The sequence below is a fragment of the Streptomyces sp. NPDC087859 genome (genome assembly GCF_044742595.1).
Lineage (GTDB): Bacteria > Actinomycetota > Actinomycetes > Streptomycetales > Streptomycetaceae > Streptomyces > Streptomyces canus_F.
Genome location: NZ_JBIUUU010000001.1, coordinates 541,174 through 563,116 on the forward strand (window position 1 = coordinate 541,174; position 21,943 = coordinate 563,116).

The following is a 21,943-nucleotide window of genomic DNA, read 5'->3' on the forward strand; positions in this document are numbered from 1 at the left end:
GCGCGTGGCGGTCACTTACGGCTGTAGTTCGGCGCCTCGACCGTCATCTGGATGTCGTGCGGGTGCGACTCCTTCAGACCCGCCGAGGTGATCCGTACGAAGCGGCCGTTGGCCTGCAGATCCGGCACCGTGCGGCCGCCGACGTAGAACATCGACTGGCGCAGTCCGCCGACCAGCTGGTGGACGACCGAGTGCAGCGGGCCGCGGTAGGGCACCTGGCCCTCGATGCCCTCGGGGACCAGCTGCTCGTCGGAGGCGACGCCCTCCTGGAAGTAGCGGTCCTTGGAGAACGACTTGCGCTCGCCGCGCGTCTGCATGGCGCCGAGCGAGCCCATGCCGCGGTACGACTTGAACTGCTTGCCGTTGATGAACAGCAGCTCGCCCGGGGACTCCTCGCAGCCCGCGAGCAGCGAGCCCAGCATCACGGTGTCGGCGCCCGCGACCAGGGCCTTGGCGATGTCGCCGGAGTACTGGAGGCCACCGTCGCCGATGACCGGGATTCCGGCCTCCTTGGCGGCCAGCGCGGCCTCGTAGATCGCCGTGACCTGCGGGACGCCGATGCCGGCGACGACACGGGTCGTACAGATGGAGCCGGGACCGACGCCGACCTTGATGCCGTCCACGCCGGCGTCGATGAGCGACTGGGCGCCGTCACGGGTGGCGATGTTGCCGCCGATGACGTCGACGCCCGCGGAGTTCGACTTGATCTTGGCGACCATGTCGCCGACGAGCCGGGAGTGGCCGTGCGCGGTGTCCACGACGATGAAGTCGACGCCGACCTCGATCAGGGCCTGGGCGCGCTCGAAGGCGTCACCGGCGACACCGACCGCGGCACCGACGAGCAGCCGGCCCTCGGCGTCCTTCGCGGCGTTCGGGTACTTCTCCGCCTTGACGAAGTCCTTGACGGTGATGAGGCCCTTGAGGACGCCCGCGTCGTCGACCAGCGGAAGCTTCTCGATCTTGTGCTTGCGCAGCAGCTCCATGGCCTCGACGCCGGAGATGCCGACCTTGCCGGTGACCAGCGGCATCGGCGTCATGACCTCGCGGACCCGGCGGGAGCGGTCGCTCTCGAAGGCCATGTCGCGGTTGGTGACGATGCCGAGGAGCTTCTTGCCGGGGTCGGTGACCGGGACGCCGCTGATGCGGAACTTGGCGCACAGCGCGTCGGCCTCGGCGAGCGTGGCGTCCGGGTGCACGGTGATCGGGTCGGCCACCATGCCGGACTCGGAGCGCTTCACCAGGTCGACCTGGTTGGCCTGGTCCTCGATGGAGAGATTGCGGTGCAGAACACCGACGCCGCCCTGACGGGCCATCGCGATCGCCATGCGCGACTCGGTGACCTTGTCCATGGCGGCGGACAGCAGCGGGATGTTCACCCGCACGTTCCTGGAGACGTACGAGGCGGTGTCGATCTCGTCGGGCGCCATGTCCGACGCGCCCGGCAGCAGCAGCACGTCGTCGTAGGTCAGCCCGAGTGTCGCGAATTTGTCAGGCACTCCGTCGACGTTTGCAGTCATGACACCTTCCCCAATGGCCTTGATCGGTGCGGATGTCCATGCTAACGGGAAGGAAGGGTCCCGAATTCCACGGTTCCGTCCGGCTACCGGCTTCGTATGTTCGTACGGAACTGAGGTACGGCCTGTTCACCGAAGGAACAAAGACAAGGGGCAACCGCGGGGAACGAGCTCCGGGAACTACTGCTCGGCAAGGGCCCGCAGCCGGCTCAACGCCCGGTGCTGAGCCACCCGCACCGCCCCGGGTGACATTCCCAACATCTGTCCCGTCTCCTCCGCCGTCAGCCCCACCGCGATCCGCAGCAGCAACAGCTCCCGCTGGTTCTCGGGGAGGTTGGCCAGCAGCTTCTTGGCCCATTCGGCGTCGCTGCTGAGCAGCGCCCGCTCCTCGGGGCCGAGGGAGTCGTCCGGCCGCTCGGGCATCTCGTCGGACGGGACCGCCGTCGAGCCGGGGCCGCGCATCGCCGCACGCTGCAGGTCGGCGACCTTGTGGGCGGCGATGGCGAAGACGAAGGCCTCGAAGGGCCGGCCGGTGTCCCGGTAGCGCGGCAGGGCGAGGAGAACCGCGACACAGACCTCCTGCGCCAGGTCCTCCACGAAGTGACGTGCGTCGCCGGGCAGCCGTGACAGACGGGTGCGGCAGTAGCGCAGCGCCAGTGGGTGGACATGGGCGAGCAGGTCGTGTGTCGCCTGCTCATCCCCGTCGACGGCGCGGTGGACGAGCCCACCGATCACCGTCGTCTCGTCCTCGCGCATCGGTCCATGGTGCCTTGCGGCCGTTTCATCCGCGGCACCACGTCCGATGTTGTGCACCGAAGCGTTATGAGCAGGTGCGCCGGAACTCATACCCTGCGCCCTCCCCTTCCGCTCGACCGACTCGTCCCCGAGAGACTCCACACCTCAAGGATGCGGCATCGGCGCCGAAACAAGCAGCGGACACCGTGAGGGCCACTTGACCGGCGCCGCCTTCCGCGCCCCGACGGGGCGCGGAGCTGCATCACCATGCGGCTACCGCCGCATGGGCACGACCAGCCACGAACGACCCGCAGCCATACGACTGCCTAGCGAACCAGGCCCCACCGGAACCCGAGCGCGACCGCATGCGCCCGGTCGGACGCACCGAGCTTCTTGAACAGCCGACGCGCGTGCGTCTTCACGGTGTCCTCGGACAGGAAGAGCTCCCGCCCGATCTCCGCGTTGGACCGACCGTGGCTCATCCCCTCGAGCACCTGGATCTCACGCGCGGTGAGCGTCGGCGCCGCCCCCATCTCGGCGGACCGCAGCCGACGGGGAGCGAGCCGCCATGTCGGGTCGGCGAGGGCCTGCGTCACGGTCGCCCGCAGCTCCGCGCGCGACGCGTCCTTGTGCAGATAGCCCCGCGCGCCGGCGGCGACCGCGAGCGCGACCCCGTCCAGGTCCTCCGCGACGGTGAGCATGATGATGCGCGCACCGGGGTCGGCGGACAGCAGCCGCCGGACGGTCTCGACGCCGCCCAGACCGGGCATGCGTACGTCCATCAGAATCAGGTCCGAGCGGTCGGCGCCCCAGCGGCGGAGGACTTCCTCGCCGTTGGCCGCGGTCGTCACGCGCTCGACGCCGGGCACGGTCGCGACCGCGCGGCGGAGCGCCTCTCGGGCAAGCGGGGAGTCGTCGCAGACGAGGACGGATGTCATGGCCGCCCTCCGCAGCTGATGCACGTCACCTTGAGCCTCCAGGCTGGTACGAAATCGTCACCTGTGCGGTCGACCGTCTCGGACGCTTGCCCGAGCGCTTTGTGTTTCAACCGCCTCCGCACTCTCAACGACGGTCACTCGAAAGAGTTACGGGGCCGTGTGCCATCTTCGGCACTCTACGTGAGGGCGCGGACACGGTGCAGACATGCACGACGGACCCACAACGTTTCATCACAACCAGTGCCCCATTTAGCTCCATTTCTTCCCATTTCCTGGTGTCTGAGGCTAGATTCGCAATGAGTCATATTTTCATCTCCTTAGATCGCAGATGTACGGTCGTAGACACCGAATCCGCCACAGAACGGCTACAAGGGGTCACGCAATGGCAGATTTCTCCCGCCTTCCCGGACCGAACGCGGACCTGTGGGACTGGCAGCTCCTGGCCGCCTGTCGCGGGGTGGACAGCTCGCTCTTCTTTCATCCGGAGGGCGAGCGAGGAGCGGCCCGGAGCGCTCGTGAGAACTCGGCCAAGGAGGTCTGCATGAGATGCCCGGTCCGCGCCCAGTGCGCGGCGCACGCGTTGGCGGTGAGAGAGCCGTACGGCGTGTGGGGCGGATTGACCGAGGACGAGCGCGAGGAGCTCATGGGACGGGCGCGGAACCGGCTGGTGACGGCGTCGTCGGTCGGTGGGCATGCCGTCTCGAACAACTGAAGGAACGTTTCTTCCGGAAGGGCACGCGTACGCGTGCCCTTCCTTACTTCCGGCCCGCCGCCTCGGCGAGCCGGTCCAGGGTCGCCGCCACCGCGGGCACCTGGGCCAGATCGGGCAGGGTCAGCGCGACGATCTCCCGCCGCACGGCCGGTTCCAGCGTGACGGTGCGCGCGCCCCGCGGCCGTACGGACTCGATGGCCAGCTGCGGCAGCACGGCCACGCCGAGGCCGGCGCCCACCAGTCCCACCACCGCCGGATAGTCGTCGGTCGCGAAGTCGATGCGGGGCGTGAACCCGGCGCCCTCGCACACCTCGACCAACTGCCCACGGCAGCGCGGACATCCGGCGATCCAGGGCTCCCGCGCCAGCTCCCCGATGGCCACGGACCCGGCGGACGCGAGCCGGTGCCGCTCCGGCACGAGGGCGACGAGACGGTCCCGCAGCAGCGGCCGTACGACGAGGTCGTCCCACTCGCCCTCCTGGGCGGCCCCCTCATACCGGAAGGCGAGGGCGACGTCGCAGTCGCCCTCCCTCAGCATCGCGACGGACTGCGGGGGTTCGGCCTCCTCCAGGGAGACCCGGGTGCCCGGGTGCGCGGCACGCAGCGCCGCGAGGGCGGTCGGTACGAGGGTGGAGCTGCCGCTGGGAAAGGAGACGAGCCGCACGCGCCCGGCCCGCAGTCCGGCGATGGCGGCGACCTCTTCCTCCGCCGCCGTCAGTCCGGCGAGGATCCCGGCGGCGTGCCGCACGAGCGCCTCCCCCGCCTGGGTCAGCCGCATCTCGCGGCCGGTGCGGATGAGCAGCGGGGTGCCGACGGACCCCTCCAGGGCCTTCATCTGCTGGCTCACGGCGGGCTGGGTGCAGCCCAGTTCGCGCCCGGCGGCGGAGAAGGAGCCGGTGGCGGCGACGGCGCGCAGGACACGGAGATGACGGGCCTCGATCACTCTCCGAGGATAAGCCGGGCTTTGGTACGACGGCGAATAGTGCGTGGCGCCTTTGGGTGCCGGTGGCCTACCGTGCCGCTATGAAGCTTCTGTCGGTGAATCTGGGCCGCGAGAAGGCCGTTTCGTACACGGACAACCCCGAGGGCGTCACCGGTATCGACAAGCGGCCGGTCGACACACCGGTGCGGGTGGCCGCGCCCGGCCCCAAGGGCATCGGCGGGAGTGGGCTCGCCGGGGACGCGGTGTGCAAGAGACAGCACCACGGCGGCGACGACCAGGCCGTGTACGCGATGGCGCGCGAGGACCTGGACGACTGGGAGCGCGAGCTCGGCCGTTCCCTGGCCGCCGGCGCCTTCGGCGAGAACCTCACGACACAGGGCATCGACGTCTCCGGCGCGCTGATCGGCGAACGCTGGCGCATCGGGTCCGAGGTGGTGCTGGAGGTCACCAGCGCGCGCATCCCGTGCGGCACCTTCCAGGGCCATATGGAGGAGAAGCGGTGGGTGAAGCGATTCACCCGGAAGGGCGCGCCGGGGGCGTACCTGCGGGTGATCCGGCCCGGCGAGATCCGTTCCGGGGACCCGGTCGAGATCGTGCACCGGCCGGACCACGAGGTGACGGTCGCCCTGGCGTTCCGGGCGATGACCACCGAACGGCCCCTCCAGCCGCGGCTGTTGGCGGCGGGCGAGGCGCTCCATCCGGAAGTGCGGCAGTGGGCGCTCGACTATGTGGAGAAGCACGGCGCCTGACGGCGTCCTCGCAAGCGGACGCTGTCCGTCCCGGTCATTAACCTTGCGCCATGACAACGGCATTGATTACGGGATCGACCGCGGGCATCGGTGCCGCGTTCGCACGGCGCCTCGCCGCCGACGGCCACAACCTCGTCCTGGTGGCCCGCGACACCAAGCGGCTGCGCGAACAGGCCACCGAACTCCACGACCGCCACGGCATCGAGGCGGAGGTCCTCACGGCGGACCTCGCGGAGGACTCCGGCATCGAGACGGTGGCCGCCCGCCTCTCCGACCGCAAAAACCCGGTCGACCTGCTGGTCAACAACGCGGGCTTCGGCAACAAGGGCCGCTACCTCGACGTCTCCATGGCCGACGAGCTGAAGATGCTCAAGGTCCACTGCGAGGCGGTGCTCCGACTGACGTCGGCGGCGACGGAGGGGATGCGCGAGCGGGGCCGCGGTGGCGTGGTCAACGTCGCCTCGGTGGCGGCCTTCCTCCCCCGCGGCACGTACGGGGCGTCCAAGGCGTGGGTCGTGCAGTTCACCCAGGGCGCGGCCAAGGACCTCGCGGGGAGCGGGGTGCGCTTGATGGCCCTGTGCCCCGGCTTCGTACGCACCGAGTTCCACGAGCGGGCGGGCATGGGCACGGACAACATTCCCGGCTGGATGTGGCTCGACGCCGACAAGCTCGTGGCGGCCGCGCTGCACGACCTCGCGCGGGGCAAGACGCTGTCGATTCCGGATCCCCGGTACAAGGCGTTGATGGGTGTGGTGAAGGTGGTGCCCCGGGGGTTGCTCGGGGGGATCAGCTCCAGGACGGGGCGGAAGTACGGGCCGCAGTAGGTCGGCCCGTCTCAGGGGTCAGGGAGCGGCGTTCGTTCCGTCGGCCTCCCCGTCCTGTCGCCTGTGCCATCCTTCGATCGCATCGATGGCGATGGACGCGAGGCCCGGATCGAACTTCAATAACTCCGGGAGGCAATGCGGCCACCAACCGTGGTGAAGAGCCTGCGCGAGGTGAGTCCGTGCCCCGGACGCGGTCGCAGTCCGAGCAAGGGCCAGGTGCGCCTGAGCGGCTTCCCGGCCTGCTCTGATGTTCAGGGTCAGCAGTTCGGCCCGTTCCCGTTGGTCATGGCGTACGTAGGCCTCCACCAAGTCGGCCTGGGCCGCGGCCTTGGCCGACGGGCTGGGCACCCTGTCCACAAGACTTGCCGCTCGCGAGAAATTTCCGAGCGCCACCATGGCCTGAGCCAGGTCGTGTATCTCCGTACCGGTGATACGCCCCGTTTCAGCGAGGAGCTCGGCCTGGTCCATCTGGACCTGGGCGCGACTGGCGTCTCCACTGCGGGCCAGCACCCGCGCCAACGCGGCGGCGGCCCGCACGGAAGGCGCCCTGCTCGCGTGCCCTTCGGCTTCTGCGATGTGCGGCCCTGCTTCTCCCGGCCGCCCGGTCGACAGCAGTTCGTGCCCAATCTCCGCCAGGGCCCATGCGTCCGGCCGAAGTTGCTCCGGTCCGCGAGCCAGATCGACAGCGCGCTCGAACTCTCCCGCTTCGGCGAGAGCCACGGCTGTGAGGAAAGGGAGCCTGCTTCGGCTGAGACTCACTGGGACGCGCGCGGCTCTCTCCGCGTCGTCGAACCTGCCGAGAACGACCATCGCTTGTGTGATCTCCACCCAGATCCGCTCCTGCTCGCGTGCGCTCCCGGCGCGCGCCGCAAGAGATTCGGCACGGGTGAGATAGTCCGCATCGGCCAGTGCACGTGCCAACAAGACCGTCAGTTCCCTACGCGCGGGTTCGACAGCCGCCCACCGGGCCGGCAGCGTGGCAAGGTCATGCTCGGCGCCGTCCAGGAGCGATCTGGATGCCTCGGCAAGCCCGGCTCCGGCCAGCACTGACGCGACCACGAAGGCGGCCCGCAGCCTCGCTGGAGTGCTCACCGACCGGCGTGCCAGGCTTTCGCTTTCGACGAGGATGTCGCGGGCCCGCTCGGGTGAACCGCTCAAGGACAGTTCGACGGAGATCCGGACCAACGGATCGATGGAACCGTCCTCTTCGGCCAGCATTCCGCCGATCCTGAGGGCATCCTCCACCTGACCTTCTCTGATCTTGGCCAGAGAGATCTCGAGGAGTGCCTCGGACAGACTCAGGTCCTCCGTGATGAGGCGAGCCACTCGAAACGCCTCATCCATGTCTCCGGCGCGGCAAAGCTGAGTGACAGCGGCGGCAGCGCCCGCGGAGAGGTGCGGCCCTACAGGTAACAGACGAAGCAGCGACTTGACGTCGTCCATGTGCCCTGACTGCGCACTCTCGGCAATCATTTTCACTATCAGTTCGAAGCGCCATTCGGCCATCGCGTCCTTGCGAACGAGCTCCAGCCCCGTTTCCACTTCCCCCGCCGCTGCCAGCAGAGGGACAAGCTCCGTGAGGCGGACATAGGCACGGATGGAGAGCGCTTCTTCGATCAGCAGTCGTGCGTGCTCTTCCTGCTTCATCCGACGCTGGACTGCCGCGAGCCGGATGAGCGCCAGTTTCCTGTTGCCCGGTGAGGCGGTGGCACGGGCGATGTCCTCGGCCTCGGCGGCATGGCCGCACTCGGCCAAGGCCGCAGCCAAGTAGATCGGTGCCTCCGCGGCGAACCCCAGCGCCGTGGCCATTCTGTCCACACGCGCGCGTTCTCCCGCTCGGACCAGCCGGTCGACGATCCAATGGGCGGTCCGGGAATGCACCCGGACCTTCTCCGAGCCGGCCGCCAGTGCTTCGGCACGTTCGTACTGGCCCACCCATAGCAGCGCCACCAACACGCGCACGAGTACGCGCTCACGTGTCGCCTCGTCCGGCTCCTGGCGGGCCATCGCCACTGCCTCGTCCAGCACTCGTAGGGCTTCGGTTCCCGTCAGCCGCTCCCCGACCTCGGCAAGCGCGAGCGCACGCTCACGCCTGCCCGGGAAGCTCCGAGCGACCGCTTCCCCACGGCTCGGTTCCCCCGCGCACACCCATGCCGCGGGGATGGCGAGCGTGACTCCCGAAGTCCGTTCCTCGAGCGCGTTTCGGTGAATGGCCAATTCCAACGCCTGACTGAGCCGTCCGGCGCCTTCCTCGATGATCAGGTTGCTCGCGTCCCTGATCTCGGCAAGCGCGAGGGAATCACTGCCGGACGCATGGAGAAGGCGGTCGTGCCGCTCACTGTCCGCGGCACACAGAATCACCCGCTCGACATCCCGGCGGGCGCGCAGCATCTGGAAGTAACCCCGGAGCAAATAGGCAGGAGTGTCGGGAGGCCAGCCTCGGTCACGGTATTCGTCGCCCCAGTCGTGCAGGCGCTGCCGGTAGGACTCGACCGCCGCCGGCCCCAGCATGTCCGCCGCCTGCCTCTGCAGCTCTTCGTGCGCGAGCAGATGAACAGGCCGGCCGGGGGTGCTGAGCGGTTGGATCTCGCGGATCGCGAAGGTTCTTCCCGCTCTGGTCCTGAGGATGTCCTTGATGCCGTAGTCGGTCTCATCGGACAGGTGGGCGAGCTCCGCCGTGGTCAGACCGCTTTCCGCTGCGACCACGAAACCCAGCAGGTCACGCGAGACCCGGCTCTCTGCCAGAAACGTCTTGAGTTCCCGCTCCGCTTCGGTACGAACCGCTTGGGCGTACTGCGAGGGGACCAGCCGACGGGCACATCGCGGATCACGGAGCGGATGGTTCTCCGGTACGTCGGTGGGCAGCGGCGGGTTGAGGCGTCCGGAGACGATGACACGGATACCGCTCTCCTCACGAGGCGGAAGGACGCCCGCGATGCTGTGGGCGTCGGGTCCGGTGGTGACGCCCCGGTCCTCGTCCAGACCGTCTACCAACAGCACCAATTGCTCGCCGCGCTCACGACAGATCCGGGCTGCCTGTTCGTACAGACGCAGCAGATGAGCATCCCGTGTCGCCTCCGTCAGATGCGCCGGCAAACTGTCCTCGGCCAGCTCGGCGAGCTGCTCCAGGACGACATCTCCGAAGGCCACCACGTCGTTCTGTGCCCGCCATCGGGCGGTGACGAAAAACGGCACGATGCGCACGCGCGGAGGCGGATGCAGTGCGAACCACGCCATCAGCGCCGTCTTGCCCGCCCATGCCTCAGCCCGCCACCATCCATATGAGGGGCCTTCGGTCCTGTCCGGGGCGCAGAATGTGGCGAGTTCCTCCAACTCGCTTTCTCTGCCCATGATTTCCGGGGGAGCGATCCGGAGCACCTGCTCCCAGTACGCAGACCGCACTCCGGGCGCCAACAGGACCCGGTTGTTGTCCCCCGTGACAGCCACACCCACGGCCCCGCCCGCCGAGACGGACCGCTCCCCCCGCGCCTCCATGACGCTCATGATGCCAAACAGGAGGAGAATGGACCCGTACGACCGGACCCAAACCCAGGGGGGCCGGAGGCGACGGTGTCATGACCTTCGTACAGCTCATCGACTGCAGGACCAGCCGCTTCGACGAGATGAACCGGCTGATGGACACGTGGGTCGAGCAGACCAAGGGGAGACGGACGGCGACGCACACCACCATCGCGAAGGACCGGGGGGATGCGTCGCACTTCGTCGAGATCGTGGAGTTTCCGTCGTTCGAGGAGGCGATGCGGAACTCCGAGCTGCCGGAGACCGACAAGATCTTCCGGGAGATGGTCTCTCTGTGCGACGAGATGCCGACCTTCACCGATCTGGACGTGGTGCGGGACGAGCAGCTGTACGCGCACACCGCTCGACGGTTCTTCGAGACCCTGGCCGGGAGCGGGGAGCTGTCGGCGCTCGGGGAACTGGTCGCCGAGGAGTATCACGATCACGATCCCGCCAATGAACAGGACGCCGTCGGGCTCGATGCCATGCGGCAGGAGGTCGAGACATGGCGGGGGGCTTTCGACTTCGGGTTCACGATCCATGAGCAGATCGCGCAGGGCGACCGGGTGTGTACCCGGTGGACCTGGAACGGGACCCATGTCGGGGACTTCTTCGGGATCGCGGCCAGCGGGAAGCGGGTCACCATGACCGGGACCACCATTCACCGGTGCGCCCCCGACGGGCGGATCGCCGAGGGGTGGTGGCAGTACGACCGGCTCGGGCTGATGGCGCAGTTGGGTGCGCTGGACGCGCTGGAGCAGTAGGGCGGCAGGGCGAAGGCCCGGCACCTCGGGTGCCGGGCCTTCTACGAGCTGGTGAGCTCAGTGGGAGTGGCCGTGGCTGTGACCACCGGCGGCCGGCTCCTCCTCTTCCTTCTTCTCGACGACCAGGGTCTCGGTCGTGAGGAGGAGGGAGGCGATGGAGGCGGCGTTCTCCAGGGCGGAGCGGGTGACCTTGACCGGGTCGATGACGCCGGCCTTGACCAGGTCGCCGTACTCGCCGGTCGCGGCGTTGAAGCCCTGGCCCTTGTCGAGCTCGGCGACCTTGGAGGTGATGACGTAACCCTCCAGGCCGGCGTTCTCGGCGATCCAGCGCAGCGGCTCGACGACCGCGCGGCGCACGACGGCGACACCGGTGGCCTCGTCGCCGGTCTTGCCCAGACCGCCCTCGAGGACCTTGGCGGCGTGGACCAGAGCGGAGCCACCACCGGAGACGATGCCCTCCTCGACCGCGGCGCGGGTCGCGGAGATGGCGTCCTCCAGACGGTGCTTCTTCTCCTTCAGCTCCACCTCGGTGGCGGCGCCGACCTTGATCACGCACACGCCGCCGGCCAGCTTCGCGAGGCGCTCCTGGAGCTTCTCGCGGTCCCAGTCGGAGTCCGTGTTCTCGATCTCGGCCTTGATCTGGGCGACGCGGCCCGTGACGTCCGCGGAGTCACCGGCACCGTCGACGACCGTGGTGTCGTCCTTGGTGATCGTCACGCGGCGGGCGGAGCCCAGCACGTCCAGACCGGCCTGGTCGAGCTTGAGGCCGACCTCCTCGGAGATGACCGTGGCGCCGGTGAGGACCGCGAGGTCCTGCAGCATCGCCTTGCGGCGGTCGCCGAAGCCGGGGGCCTTGACCGCGACCGCGTTGAAGGTGCCGCGGATCTTGTTGACGACCAGGGTGGAGAGCGCCTCGCCCTCGACGTCCTCGGCGATGATCAGCAGCGGCTTGGAGGAACCGCCCTGGATGACCTTCTCAAGGAGCGGCAGCAGGTCCTGGATCGAGGAGATCTTGCCCTGGTTGATCAGGATGTACGGGTCGTCGAGGACGGCCTCCATACGCTCCTGGTCCGTCACGAAGTACGGCGACAGGTAACCCTTGTCGAAGGCCATGCCCTCGGTGAAGTCCAGCTCCAGACCGAAGGTGTTGGACTCCTCGACGGTGATGACACCGTCCTTGCCGACCTTGTCCATCGCCTCGGCGATGAGCTCGCCGACCTGGGTGTCCTGGGCGGACAGCGCGGCGACGGCGGCGATGTCCGCCTTGTCCTCGATCGGGCGGGCGGTCGCGAGGAGCTCCTCGGAGACCGCGGCGACGGCCGCGTCGATGCCCTTCTTCAGCAGCGCCGGGGAGGCACCCGCGGCGACGTTCTTCAGGCCCTCGCGGACGAGCGCCTGGGCCAGCACGGTGGCGGTGGTCGTACCGTCACCCGCGATGTCGTTGGTCTTGGTCGCCACCTCCTTCACCAGCTGGGCGCCGAGGTTCTCGTACGGGTCGTCGAGCTCGACCTCGCGGGCGATGGTGACACCGTCGTTGGTGATGGTGGGGGCGCCGAACTTCTTGTCGATGACGACGTTGCGGCCCTTGGGGCCGATCGTCACCTTGACCGTGTCGGCAAGCTTGTTGACGCCGCGCTCGAGGGCGCGACGGGCGTCCTCGTCGAACTTCAGGATCTTCGCCATGGGAGCGGTTCAGCCCTCTCGGAAAACGTGGGTGAAACGAACTGCGCCCCCGACGCCCGGCTGATTAATGGTCGCGGGGGCCAGGGGCGCAGCTCACATGCAATGTGCTTCGGTGAGGAAGCGGGTGAATTACTTCTCGATGATCGCGAGCACGTCGCGAGCCGAGAGGACGAGGTACTCCTCGCCGTTGTACTTCACCTCGGTGCCGCCGTACTTGCTGTACAGCACGATGTCGCCGGTCTTGACGTCGAGCGGCAGGCGCTCGCCGTTCTCGAAGCGGCCCGGGCCCACGGCCAGGACGACGCCCTCCTGGGGCTTCTCCTTGGCGGTGTCCGGAATGACCAGGCCAGAGGCGGTGGTCTGCTCGGCGTCGAGCGGCTGGACCACAATGCGGTCCTCGAGCGGCTTGATGGCAACCTTGGAGCTGGTGGTCGTCACGATCCGACCTCCCCCTTCGGAGATCTCACGGGGTTAACTGTCTGAGGTGGCGACCAGGTGGATCCGTCGTCGCGGGTGCCGGACCTGCCCGTCGCTATTGGCACTCTCCAGGGGGGAGTGCCAGACCCGAGACTATGACTGCGATTAGCACTCGGTCAAGCGGAGTGCCAATTCGCTGCGGCGCGGCGGCCCGGGGACACCGGCACGGGAACCCTCCCGGGCACCCCCACAGGCGTCCCCACGGGCCTCCCACGGATGTCCCTACAGGTAGTCCTCCAGCCGCCCCACCCTCAACCCCGCCCTCCGGATCTCCCCCAGCAGCCGCTCGGTGCGCTCCACCAGCGTCAGCCCCGTCGTCCCGATCGAGGCCACGGAGATGATGTCGCCGGGGAGCAGGCGGCGCTCCCCCGTCGGGTAGGTCAGGCGCTCCTCCCCCATCGACGCGCGCCACAGCACGACCGCCGCGACCCCGCAGTCGGCGGCGGCGCGCAGGGTGGTCGTGTCGTACGTGCCGTAGGGCGGGCGGAAGAGGCGGGGGCGGATCCCGAAGCGGGACTTGAGTTTGTCCTGCTGGCCGCAGATCTCGGCGCGCTGGCCGGCGTACGGCAGACCGCGCAGGGCGGTGTGGTCGAGGGTGTGGTTCTGGATCGAGGCGCCCACCGACTGGAGACGGGCGAAGTGCCCGTACCCGGGCCCGACGACGCTGTCGGTGAGGAACATGCTGACGGGCAGCCGCCGTTCACGGACCAGTTCGACGAAGCGCGGGTCCTTCTCGGCACCGTCGTCGTAGGTCAGGAAGACGACCTTGTCGGAGGTGGGGGCCCGCCTCACGACGGACGGCGGACGCGCCCCGGCCTCCGTCGCCGCAGCGCCGTACGACCCCGCCCGCGGCGCCGCCCTGTTGCCCAGCCGTTCGACGGGATCGGCGGACCGGGCGCAGCCGGCGAGCAGCACGACCGCCGCGAGCGCCGCTGCGGCCGGTCCACGCGAACTCACAGGTAGTCCTCGAGGCGGGCCACCGCGTACCCCTCGGCCGTGACCTTGTTCAGGAACCGCCGGATCATGTCGGGCATCGTGCCCTTCCACTCGCCGCGGCCGCGGAAGTGACTCAGCACGATGTCGCCCGGGCGGATCTTCCGGTCCCACTCGCGGTAGTCCCAGCGGTCGACGAAGACCTCCTCGTTCCAGATCGGCGCGTACTTCACCCCGCAGGACTTCGCGGCGCGCAGCGTGGCCTCGTTGTAGTTGCCGAAGGGCGGGCGGAAGAGGGTGGGGCGCTTGCCGTAGCGCTTCTCGATGATGTCCTGCATGCCGCAGATCTCGTGCCTCTGGCGGGCGTAGGACAGTCCCGGCAGGTAGGGGTGGTGAAGCGTGTGGTTGTTCAGCCCGACCCCCGTGCCCTGCATCTTCTTGAAGTAGTCGTAGTCGCCCTTGACCAGGTAGTTGCTCAGGAATGCGGTGTACGGGATCTTCAGCTCGCTCATCATCCGCAGGAACGCCGGGTCCTTCTCGGCGCCGTCGTCGATGGTGAGGAAGACGATCTTCTGCTCGGTCGGGATCGTGGTGAAGACCGGCGGGAGGCCCTTCTCCTCGTGGCCGTCCACCTCGAAGCCCTTGCGGGTCGTGATCCTCGGCTTCTTCACCGGCGGCGCGGGGGGCGCCAGCGGGACTCCGGCCAGGCCCCAGCGTTTCGCGATCCTCGCCGCGGCGCGGAGCTTCGTGGCGTACGAGTCCAGGGCCCGGGCCGGAGCCCCGTGCAGGGCCTGCTGGCCGGGCGCCGGGCGCACCGGACGCACCTCGCGCTCGCCCGGTGCGCAGCCCGAGGCGATGACGGCGACGGCGAGCACCGCGATCCCGGCGCGGGCCCGGGAAGCGCACATGGCCCGACTTTTGTCATTTTGTACTACTGATCCCATGGCGCCGGATCCTCGCAGGTCACCGCCCTGCTCCCGGGCCGACACCGCCGCCGGAAGCGGACCGTCCACCGACTGGCCCACAATGTCCCGGTGAACGACCTCGCCCCCCTCCTGACCCCCGAGGGCCGCGCCCTCCTCGACACCGTGCGCGACACCGCCCCCGCCGACGAACTCGCCGTCGCCACCCGGCTGCGCCGCGAGCACCCCGCGGAGCTGGTGTCGGCCGCGCTCGGCCAGGCCCGGCTGCGGCAGCGGGCGGCGGTGAAGTTCGGGGCCGAGGACGCGGGACGGATGTTCTTCACGCCGAACGGGGTGGAGCAGTCGACGCGGGCGAGTGTGGCGACGTACCGCGCGGAGTGCTTCGGGGCGGCGGGCGTGCGGTCCGTCGCCGACCTGTGCTGCGGCATCGGCGGGGACGCCATCGCGTTCGCCCGCGCCGGTATCCGAGTCCTCGCCGTCGACCGGGACCCGCTGACCTGTGCCGTGGCCCGCGCCAACGCCGACGCGCTCGGCCTCGCCGATCTCATCGAGGTGCGCGAGGCGGATGTGACGGAGGTCGACACGGCCGGCTACGACGCGGTGTTCGTCGACCCGGCCCGACGTTCCTCCAAGCGCGGCCGCATCTTCGACCCCGAGGCCTACTCCCCACCCCTGTCCTGGGCCGTGTCCGCCGCGCTCAAGGCCCCGCTCGGCGCGCTGAAGATCGCGCCCGGCATCCCGCACGAGGCGATCCCCGCCGAGGCCGAGGCCGAGTGGATCTCGGACAGCGGAGATGTGAAGGAAGCCGTGCTGTGGTTCCGCCCGAACGGAACCCCGGGAGCGCGGCGGGCGGTCCTGCTGCCCTCGGAGGCCGGCGTCCGGGCCTCCCCCGACACCATGCTGCCCGACCCCGAAGTCCGCCCCGTCGGACGGTACTTGTACGAACCCGACGGCGCCGTCATCCGCGCCCACCTGGTCGCCGAGGTGGCCCAGGACCTGGAGGGCGGGCTGATCGACGCGACCATCGCCTACATCACCGCCGACGAGCTGCACACGACCCCGTATGCGACGGCGTACGAGATCACTGACCAACTCCCCTTCAGCGTCAAGAAGTTGAAGGCGCTGCTGCGCGAGCGCGAGGTCGGGATCCTGACCGTGAAGAAGCGCGGGTCGGCCGTGGAGCCGGAGGAGCTGCGCAGGAAGGTGCTTCCGAAGCCGTTCGGGAGCAAGTCGGCGACCGTGTTCCTGACCCGGGTGGCGGGGGCGCCGACGATGCTGATCGGCGCCCCCGCGTGACCGGCCGGCGGGCGGCCGTCGTCCGCGGCGGCGCCGCATACGGCACGTCGGTCACGGCGTGGGCAGTGACCTCAGTCGCGCCGTCAGCAGCTCCCGTTCCCGTGCGTTGCGCGCCAGGCCCGTCGCCCGCTCGAACTCCGTCCTCGCCTCCGCGGTGCGCCCGAGGCGGGCCAGCAGGTCGCCGCGGACGCTGGGGAGCAGGTGGTAGTCGCGCAGGGCGGGTTCGCCGATGAGCGCGTCGACGATCTCCAGGGCCGGTTCCGGGCCCTCGGCCCTCGACACGGCGACCGCGCGGTTGAGCTCGACGACCGGGGACGGGGCGCGGACGGCGAGCAGCCCGTACAGGGTCGCGATGCTCGCCCAGTCGGTCTCCTCGTAGGTGTAGGCGTGCGCGTGGCAGGCGGCGATCGCGGCCTGGAGGGCGTAGGGGCCGGGGGCGCCCGTGCGGGTGGCGTCGGCGCGGGCGAGGGCGTTGATGCCGCGGGCGATGAGCATGCGGTTCCAGCGGCGGCGGTTCTGGTCCTCCAGGAGGACCGGCTCGCCGGACGGGCCGGTGCGGGCGGCGGTGCGGGACGCCTGGAACTCCAGGAGCGAGACCAGCGCGTGGACCTCCGGTTCCTTCGGCATCAGCCCGGACAGGACGCGGGCCAGGCGCAGGGCGTCCTCGCACAGCCCCGGGCGCACCCAGTCGTCGCCCGCGGTGGCGGCGTACCCCTCGTTGAAGACGAGGTAGATGACGTCGAGGACGTCTCCCAGGCGGGCCTCGCGCTCGGCACCGTAGGGCACTTCGAAGGCGACGTTCTTCGTCGCGAGGGTGCGTTTGGCCCGGACGATGCGCTGGGCGATCGTCGGCTCCGGGACGAGGAACGCGCGGGCGATCTCGGCCGTGGTGAGGCCGCCGAGCAGCCGCAGGGTCAGGGCGATACGCGCCTCGGCGGAGAGCACCGGGTGGCAGGTGGTGAAGACCAGGCGCAGCAGGTCGTCGTCGATGTCCTCGGGGTCGGCCGGCTCCTCGGGCGGGAGCGTCGTCTCCAGCGAGCGGCCGATCTCCTGGAGCTTGCGGGCGTAGTTCTCGCGGCGCCGGACCAGGTCGACGGCGCGGCGCCGGGCGGTGGTCATGAGCCAGGCGCCCGGGTTGCCGGGGACACCGTCGCGCGGCCACTGCTCCAGAGCCGCGACGAGGGCGTCCTGGGCCAGTTCCTCGGCGATGCCGACGTCCCGGACGATGCGGGTGACGCCGGCGATGATGCGCGGGGACTCCATGCGGAACACCGTCTCGACGGTGGCGCGGGGGTCGCTGGAGGACTGTGGGCTCACAGTCCCCCATGCAACACCCCTCCCGGCGTACGGCCAAGGACGCCCGCGCAGCCCGCGGTTCAGCCCTCCGCTCAGCCCTCCGCGATCTCCCGCACCTCGCAGGTCACCGTCCAGTGCGGCTCGTGCACCTGAAGGAAACGCTTGGTCCACTCGATGGCCTCGGCCTTGTCCTTGCACTGCACGATCGCGTACCCCCCGACGACCTCCTTGGACTCGGTGAACGGCCCGTCCGTGACGGATGCCTGACCACCGCTCCAGTGCACCCGGGTGCCCTGCGCCGAGGGCGTGAGCCCGGCGGTGTCCAGCAGCACCCCGGCCTTGGTCATCTCCTCGATCAGCTCCCCCATGCGCTGCATCAGCTCGTCGCTGGGGCCCTCGGCGGGGGCGGTGGACTCGTCGATCTGCACGAGCGACAGGTAACGCGGCATGGTGACTCCTCGGTTCGGGGGGCCGGTGCTTTCCGGCCTCTCACCCCTGCGTCGATCGGGAGACACCCGGATCGACAGGCTCGCGAGATTTCTTCGAAGAATTTTTCGTGTCATACGTCTGCGCAGGTCACGGGCGCACTTCCGGGCGCGTTCGCCCTAGCCGAGCTCCGTCCCGAACGCCGCCTTCGCGTACGGCGCCCCCACCGTGCGCCCGCCGAACACGAACGCGGCGTCGGTCACGACCCCGGTCGGCCGCCCCCGCAGGGACCACACGGAGCCCGCCCGGGAGTTCTCGCCGGGCGCGGCGGCCGCGAGGTCGGCGTAGCCGTTGCCGTTGATGTCGAGCAGGCGTACGGCACCGCCGAAGCCGTCGCCCGCCTCCGCGGCGCCGGGGACACCGGCCGTGTCCTGGGTGAAGCCCTGGGCGCCCCTGCCGGTCAGGCCGGTGCCGCTGCCGTACAGGACGTCCACGGTGCCCGCGCCGTCCTCGTACCCCAGTTCCTCGCCGGCCGCGCCGACGGCCACGTCGTCGAAGCCGTCGCCGTTGACGTCGCCGACGGACACCGCGCCGCCGAAGTAGTCCACGTCCTCCCACGCGCCGGGGACTCCGGGCGTGTCCTGGCCGTACGTCGTACCGGCGCCCACCCCGCCGGCCGAACCGAGGCCCACGACGATCCTCGACTCCTCCGGGAGGCCCCGGACGAGGTCGTCGTAGCCGTCGCCGTTGACGTCACCGAAGGCGACGCCGCCGGTTCCCGCGGGCGCGGTGGCGGAGGTGAAGGCGGCCCCGGAGGCGTTCGCGAGGTAGAAGGCCGAACCGAAGCCGCCGTCGCCGGTGTAGACGGTCAGCGCGAGGTCGTCGCGGCCGTCGCCGTTCACGTCCCCGACCGCGCCGTCCCACACGTCGTGGTAGCGCAGGTCGTCGGGGCCGAAGGCCCTCGTGGCGGCCGGCTTCCCGGCACGGGTGAGCGGGCCGGTCCAGACCGTGGGGGCGGTGCCGTAGGGGTCGTCGCCCTGCGCGCGGCCGCCCCTGAACAGGGTCAGGTCCGTGCGCCCGTCGCCGTCGAAGTCCCCTGCCTGAGCGCTCGCTGCGGGGACGGACGTACCGCCGGACAGGCCACCCTTCCCGCCCCAGACGACCACCGCGTCCTTCGTCGTGGACGCGTGTCCGACGACCAGGTCCGTGCGCCCGTCGCCGTCGAGGTCGCCCTTGGTCAGCTGGACGCCGAACTGCTCGCTCTTGGCCGGGCCGCCCGGAATCCCGCTCGTGGCGCGGCTGATGACGGTCCGCCGGTCCTTGGTCAGCCCGTGCGGGCCGCCGTACAGGACGACGACGTACCCCGCCCGGTCCTGCCCGCCCACCGTGGCTCTCGGGGCGCCGACGGCGAGGTCCTGGTAGCCGTCGCCGTCGAAGTCGTCCCGGACGGGGGCGGGGACGGCGGCCTCGGCGCGGTCCGTCAGACCGGACGGCAGCGCACCGAGCGCGAGCACACCGGCCACGACCGGAACGGCCCAGGGGAGCAACGTACGCGGGGAGAACACAGGGAGAGCCTCTCGTCACGGCGGCACCGTCACCGCACAAGACCCCCCGGCGGGCTGGGAAGTTGTACGTCGCTCAGCGCGACGGCCGCGGCAACCGACCGCTCAGCGCAGAGACTTCCACAGTTCGCTCGCCTCGGGCTCGTCCGCGACCACCCGGTTGGCGTCCGACGGGGCCCGCACGACCGGCATCGTCACCGTCTTCACCCGGTCCGCCGACAGCCCTTTGAGGCTCTGCCCCAGGCTCATCAGCTCGCTCAGCGAGTCGAGCCCGGTGTCGGTGGTGAGGCTGCCGGTGATCGCGTCGGCGACCTCGTAGAGCTTGGTGGGGCTGGTGAGCAGGTCGGTCGAGGAGATCTGCTCCAGGAGCGCCTTCACCAGCTTCTGCTGGAGGCCTATCCGGCCGAGGTCGCTGCCGTCGCCTATGCCGTGCCGGGTGCGGGCGAGCGCGAGGGCCTGCTTGCCGTCGAGGTGGTGGGTGCCCGCCTTCAGCGTCAGATGGCTGCTGGAGTCGTCGATGTCCTCGTCCGTCGTCACGGTCACGCCGCCGAGGGCGTTCACCAGCTTGGCGAAGCCCGAGAAGTCGATCTCGATGTAGTGGTCCATGCGGACGTCCGTGATCGACTCGACGGTCTTGACCGCGCAGACGGGACCGCCGACGGAGTACGCGCTGTTGAACATCGCCTGGTAGGCCGCCGCCGTCGTGCCCCCGTCGTCCAGGGGACACGACGGGCGGGTGACGAGCGTGTCGCGCGGGATGCTGACCACCGTCGCCTCCGTGCGGCCGGCGTCGATGTGCACGACCATCGCCGTGTCGGACCGGGCGCCGGAGCTGTCACCGCCGCCGAGTTCCTGGTTCTCCTTGCCGCTGCGCGAGTCGGAACCGAGGACGAGGATGTTCAGGGCCTCGGAGGGCAGCGGGGAGGCGGAAGCGGACGCCGACGGCGAAGGTGTCGTCACCGCCTTCGCCGGACGGTCGTCGCCGAGCGCGTTGTCGATGTCGACGCTCTTGATGTTGTCGTTGAGGTGCCAGTACAGCCAGCCCCCCGTCGCGACGCCCACCACCAGCACACCCGCGAGAGTGAGGCCGGCGGCCTTCAGGACACGCGACCGCCGGCCCACTCGTCTGTCTTCGTCGTCTCCGCTCACGGGGAGGAACGTAAGTCCGAATTATTACGAGGAGCGCGTCCGGGCCGCCTTTCTTCGGAAAATCTCACCTTTCTCAGCCCAGCGTCAGGGTCGGCACCGGGTTGCTCCCGCTCCATGACCCGTTGAACCCGAAGGTCACCGAGCCGCCGTCCGGCACCGTCCCGTTGTAGGTGGCGTTGGCGCAGCTGACCGCCGCGCCGGACTGGGTGCAAGTCGCGTTCCAGGCCTGCGTGACCTGCTGGCCCGCCCCGTACGTCCAGCTCACCTTCCAGGACGACAGCGCGGCACCCGAGCAGGCGATCCGCACCTGGCCCGTGAACCCGGTGTTCCACTGGCTGGCCACGCTGTAGGTCGCGGTGCAGGCCCCGGTCGGGGGCGTGGTCGTGCCGCCGAGCGCCTCCGCGATCGCGTGGTACGCCGGTTTCGGCGCGTAGTTCTCGTCGTACGGCGTCGCCGCGCCCTGTCCCGGGAAGGTGCTCGGGATCCAGGAGTCGGAGTCGGTGAAGCCCCAGACGGTGACGCCGGTGCAGCGGGCGACGGCCACACAGGCGTTCATGACGGCCTTGTAGTCGGCGGCCTGCTGGGTGAGCTTGGCGCTGTCGGAGGGCAGCGTCATCCGGATGTCCAGCTCGGTGATGGCCACGTCGACGCCGAGGTCGGCGAAGCGCTGGATGTTCTGCTGGAGCGTGGACGGCACCTGGCCGAGGATGAGGTGGGCCTGAAGGCCGACGCCGTCGATCGGGACGCCCTGCTCCTTCAGCGACTTGACCAGGTTGTAGAGGGCGGTGCTCTTCGCGTTGACGCCCTCGACGTTGTAGTCGTTGATGTACAGCTTCGCGGCCGGGTCGGCGGCGCGGGCGGCGGTGAGGGCCTGGGCGATGTAGCCGGTGCCGAGGCCGTTGTACCAGAGGGTCTGGCGGTAGGTGCCGTCCTCGTTGAAGGGTTCGTTGACGACGTCCCAGGCGGCGAGCCGCCCCTTGTACCGGCCGACCTCGGTGGCGATGTGGTCGTTCAGCAGCGTGCTCAGCTGGGCCGGGGTCCAGGTGCCGTTCGTCAGCCAGCCCGGGTTCTGGCTGTGCCAGACCAGGGTGTGACCGCGCACCTCCTGGTCGTGGGCCTCGGCGAAGGCGACGATCTGGTCCGCCTCCGTCCAGTCGAAGGTCCCCCGGGTCGGCTCGACCGAGCCCCACTTCATGGCGTTGCCGGGGGTCAGCCAGTTGAACTGAGCCCCGGCGATGTCACCGTAGGTCCCGGTCAGCTTGGAGCCGGTGACCGCCGTACCCATGGCCTTTCCCTTGGCGGCCGCGAGGTCGCGCAGCGGGGTGTCGGCGGCGTGCGCGGTGGTCGTGCCGGCGGTCACCAGGGTGCCGACGGCGGCCGCTCCGGCCAGCAGAGCGGCGAGTCGTACACGGAGCGAAGTTCTGGAGGATCTCACTGCGGGTGCCTCCGAAAGTTTCGGTCGTGCAGCCGATTGACTTCGGAGGAGTGTGGAGGCGACGG

At 69.9% G+C, this 21,943-nt stretch carries 19 protein-coding genes; 5 read left to right on the forward strand and 14 right to left on the reverse strand.

Features of this window, described 5'->3' with window-relative positions; all coding sequences use genetic code 11:
* Positions 1–11 precede the first annotated feature (11 nt).
* From guaB to ACIOHP_RS02490, 3 genes are all read right to left on the reverse strand, one after another.
* Entirely contained in the window at positions 12–1,517 is a 1,506-nt protein-coding gene (guaB, locus tag ACIOHP_RS02480; protein ID WP_361550792.1) for an IMP dehydrogenase, read from the reverse strand.
* A gap of 177 nt (positions 1,518–1,694) precedes the next feature.
* Positions 1,695–2,270: a sigma-70 family RNA polymerase sigma factor gene (locus tag ACIOHP_RS02485; protein WP_059192858.1), complete on the reverse strand. Its 576-nt coding sequence runs from the start codon at positions 2,268–2,270 to the stop codon at positions 1,695–1,697.
* Positions 2,271–2,575: 305 nt separating this feature from the next.
* Complete coding sequence (locus tag ACIOHP_RS02490) at positions 2,576–3,187, reverse strand: response regulator transcription factor (protein ID WP_003948568.1); 612 nt, start codon at positions 3,185–3,187, stop codon at positions 2,576–2,578.
* A 382-nt stretch (positions 3,188–3,569) separates the two neighbouring features.
* On the opposite strand from ACIOHP_RS02490, the gene ACIOHP_RS02495 reads away from it, so the two are divergent.
* On the forward strand, positions 3,570–3,899 hold the full coding sequence (locus tag ACIOHP_RS02495; RefSeq protein WP_046261616.1) for a WhiB family transcriptional regulator: 330 nt from the start codon (positions 3,570–3,572) through the stop codon (positions 3,897–3,899).
* Positions 3,900–3,942: 43 nt separating this feature from the next.
* Here the strand turns inward: ACIOHP_RS02495 and ACIOHP_RS02500 are convergent, their stop codons facing one another.
* A complete protein-coding gene (locus ACIOHP_RS02500; protein ID WP_361550788.1) occupies positions 3,943–4,842 on the reverse strand; it encodes a LysR family transcriptional regulator in 900 nt (299 codons plus the stop codon).
* 80 nt (positions 4,843–4,922) lie between these two features.
* On the opposite strand from ACIOHP_RS02500, the gene ACIOHP_RS02505 reads away from it, so the two are divergent.
* Positions 4,923–5,591, forward strand: a complete 669-nt coding sequence (locus ACIOHP_RS02505) for an MOSC domain-containing protein (protein ID WP_361550785.1) — start codon at positions 4,923–4,925, stop codon at positions 5,589–5,591.
* 50 nt (positions 5,592–5,641) lie between these two features.
* A complete protein-coding gene (locus tag ACIOHP_RS02510; protein WP_401882624.1) occupies positions 5,642–6,415 on the forward strand; it encodes an SDR family NAD(P)-dependent oxidoreductase in 774 nt (257 codons plus the stop codon).
* Between the two features lie 18 nt (positions 6,416–6,433).
* On the opposite strand, the gene ACIOHP_RS02515 is transcribed toward ACIOHP_RS02510, so the two are convergent.
* On the reverse strand, positions 6,434–9,919 hold the full coding sequence (locus tag ACIOHP_RS02515; protein WP_401882627.1) for a hypothetical protein: 3,486 nt from the start codon (positions 9,917–9,919) through the stop codon (positions 6,434–6,436).
* A gap of 71 nt (positions 9,920–9,990) precedes the next feature.
* On the opposite strand from ACIOHP_RS02515, the gene ACIOHP_RS02520 reads away from it, so the two are divergent.
* Positions 9,991–10,698, forward strand: a complete 708-nt coding sequence (locus ACIOHP_RS02520; protein WP_361550779.1) for an ester cyclase — start codon at positions 9,991–9,993, stop codon at positions 10,696–10,698.
* Positions 10,699–10,755: 57 nt separating this feature from the next.
* Here the strand turns inward: ACIOHP_RS02520 and groL are convergent, their stop codons facing one another.
* From groL to ACIOHP_RS02540, 4 genes are all read right to left on the reverse strand, one after another.
* Entirely contained in the window at positions 10,756–12,381 is a 1,626-nt protein-coding gene (gene groL / locus ACIOHP_RS02525; protein ID WP_351679633.1) for a chaperonin GroEL, read from the reverse strand.
* A 129-nt stretch (positions 12,382–12,510) separates the two neighbouring features.
* Positions 12,511–12,819 (reverse strand): co-chaperone GroES, encoded by a 309-nt coding sequence (groES, locus tag ACIOHP_RS02530; RefSeq protein WP_003998759.1) that lies wholly within the window; start codon positions 12,817–12,819, stop codon positions 12,511–12,513.
* Positions 12,820–13,080: 261 nt separating this feature from the next.
* A complete protein-coding gene (locus ACIOHP_RS02535) occupies positions 13,081–13,815 on the reverse strand; it encodes a polysaccharide deacetylase family protein (protein WP_401882631.1) in 735 nt (244 codons plus the stop codon).
* The gene (locus ACIOHP_RS02540) at positions 13,812–14,699 is read right to left on the reverse strand and encodes a polysaccharide deacetylase family protein (RefSeq protein ID WP_401882634.1); all 888 of its coding nucleotides are present in this window, start codon (positions 14,697–14,699) and stop codon (positions 13,812–13,814) included. The genes ACIOHP_RS02535 and ACIOHP_RS02540 overlap by 4 nt, the downstream gene beginning before the upstream one ends.
* Before the next feature lie 126 nt (positions 14,700–14,825).
* Here ACIOHP_RS02540 and ACIOHP_RS02545 point away from each other — a divergent pair, with 126 nt between their 5' ends.
* On the forward strand, positions 14,826–16,010 hold the full coding sequence (locus tag ACIOHP_RS02545) for a methyltransferase domain-containing protein (RefSeq protein WP_401882636.1): 1,185 nt from the start codon (positions 14,826–14,828) through the stop codon (positions 16,008–16,010).
* Positions 16,011–16,061: 51 nt separating this feature from the next.
* Here ACIOHP_RS02545 and ACIOHP_RS02550 read toward each other — a convergent pair whose 3' ends face one another.
* From ACIOHP_RS02550 to ACIOHP_RS02570, 5 genes are all read right to left on the reverse strand, one after another.
* On the reverse strand, positions 16,062–17,273 hold the full coding sequence (locus ACIOHP_RS02550; RefSeq protein WP_401883127.1) for an RNA polymerase sigma factor: 1,212 nt from the start codon (positions 17,271–17,273) through the stop codon (positions 16,062–16,064).
* Between the two features lie 125 nt (positions 17,274–17,398).
* Positions 17,399–17,755, reverse strand: a complete 357-nt coding sequence (locus ACIOHP_RS02555) for a YciI family protein (protein WP_307026991.1) — start codon at positions 17,753–17,755, stop codon at positions 17,399–17,401.
* Positions 17,756–17,911: 156 nt separating this feature from the next.
* Entirely contained in the window at positions 17,912–19,297 is a 1,386-nt protein-coding gene (locus tag ACIOHP_RS02560; protein ID WP_401882639.1) for an FG-GAP-like repeat-containing protein, read from the reverse strand.
* Between the two features lie 102 nt (positions 19,298–19,399).
* Positions 19,400–20,443 (reverse strand): LCP family protein, encoded by a 1,044-nt coding sequence (locus ACIOHP_RS02565; protein ID WP_401882642.1) that lies wholly within the window; start codon positions 20,441–20,443, stop codon positions 19,400–19,402.
* Positions 20,444–20,516: 73 nt separating this feature from the next.
* Positions 20,517–21,878, reverse strand: coding sequence for an endo-1,4-beta-xylanase (locus tag ACIOHP_RS02570; RefSeq protein WP_361550757.1), 1,362 nt, complete (start codon positions 21,876–21,878; stop codon positions 20,517–20,519).
* Positions 21,879–21,943: the final 65 nt, after the last annotated feature.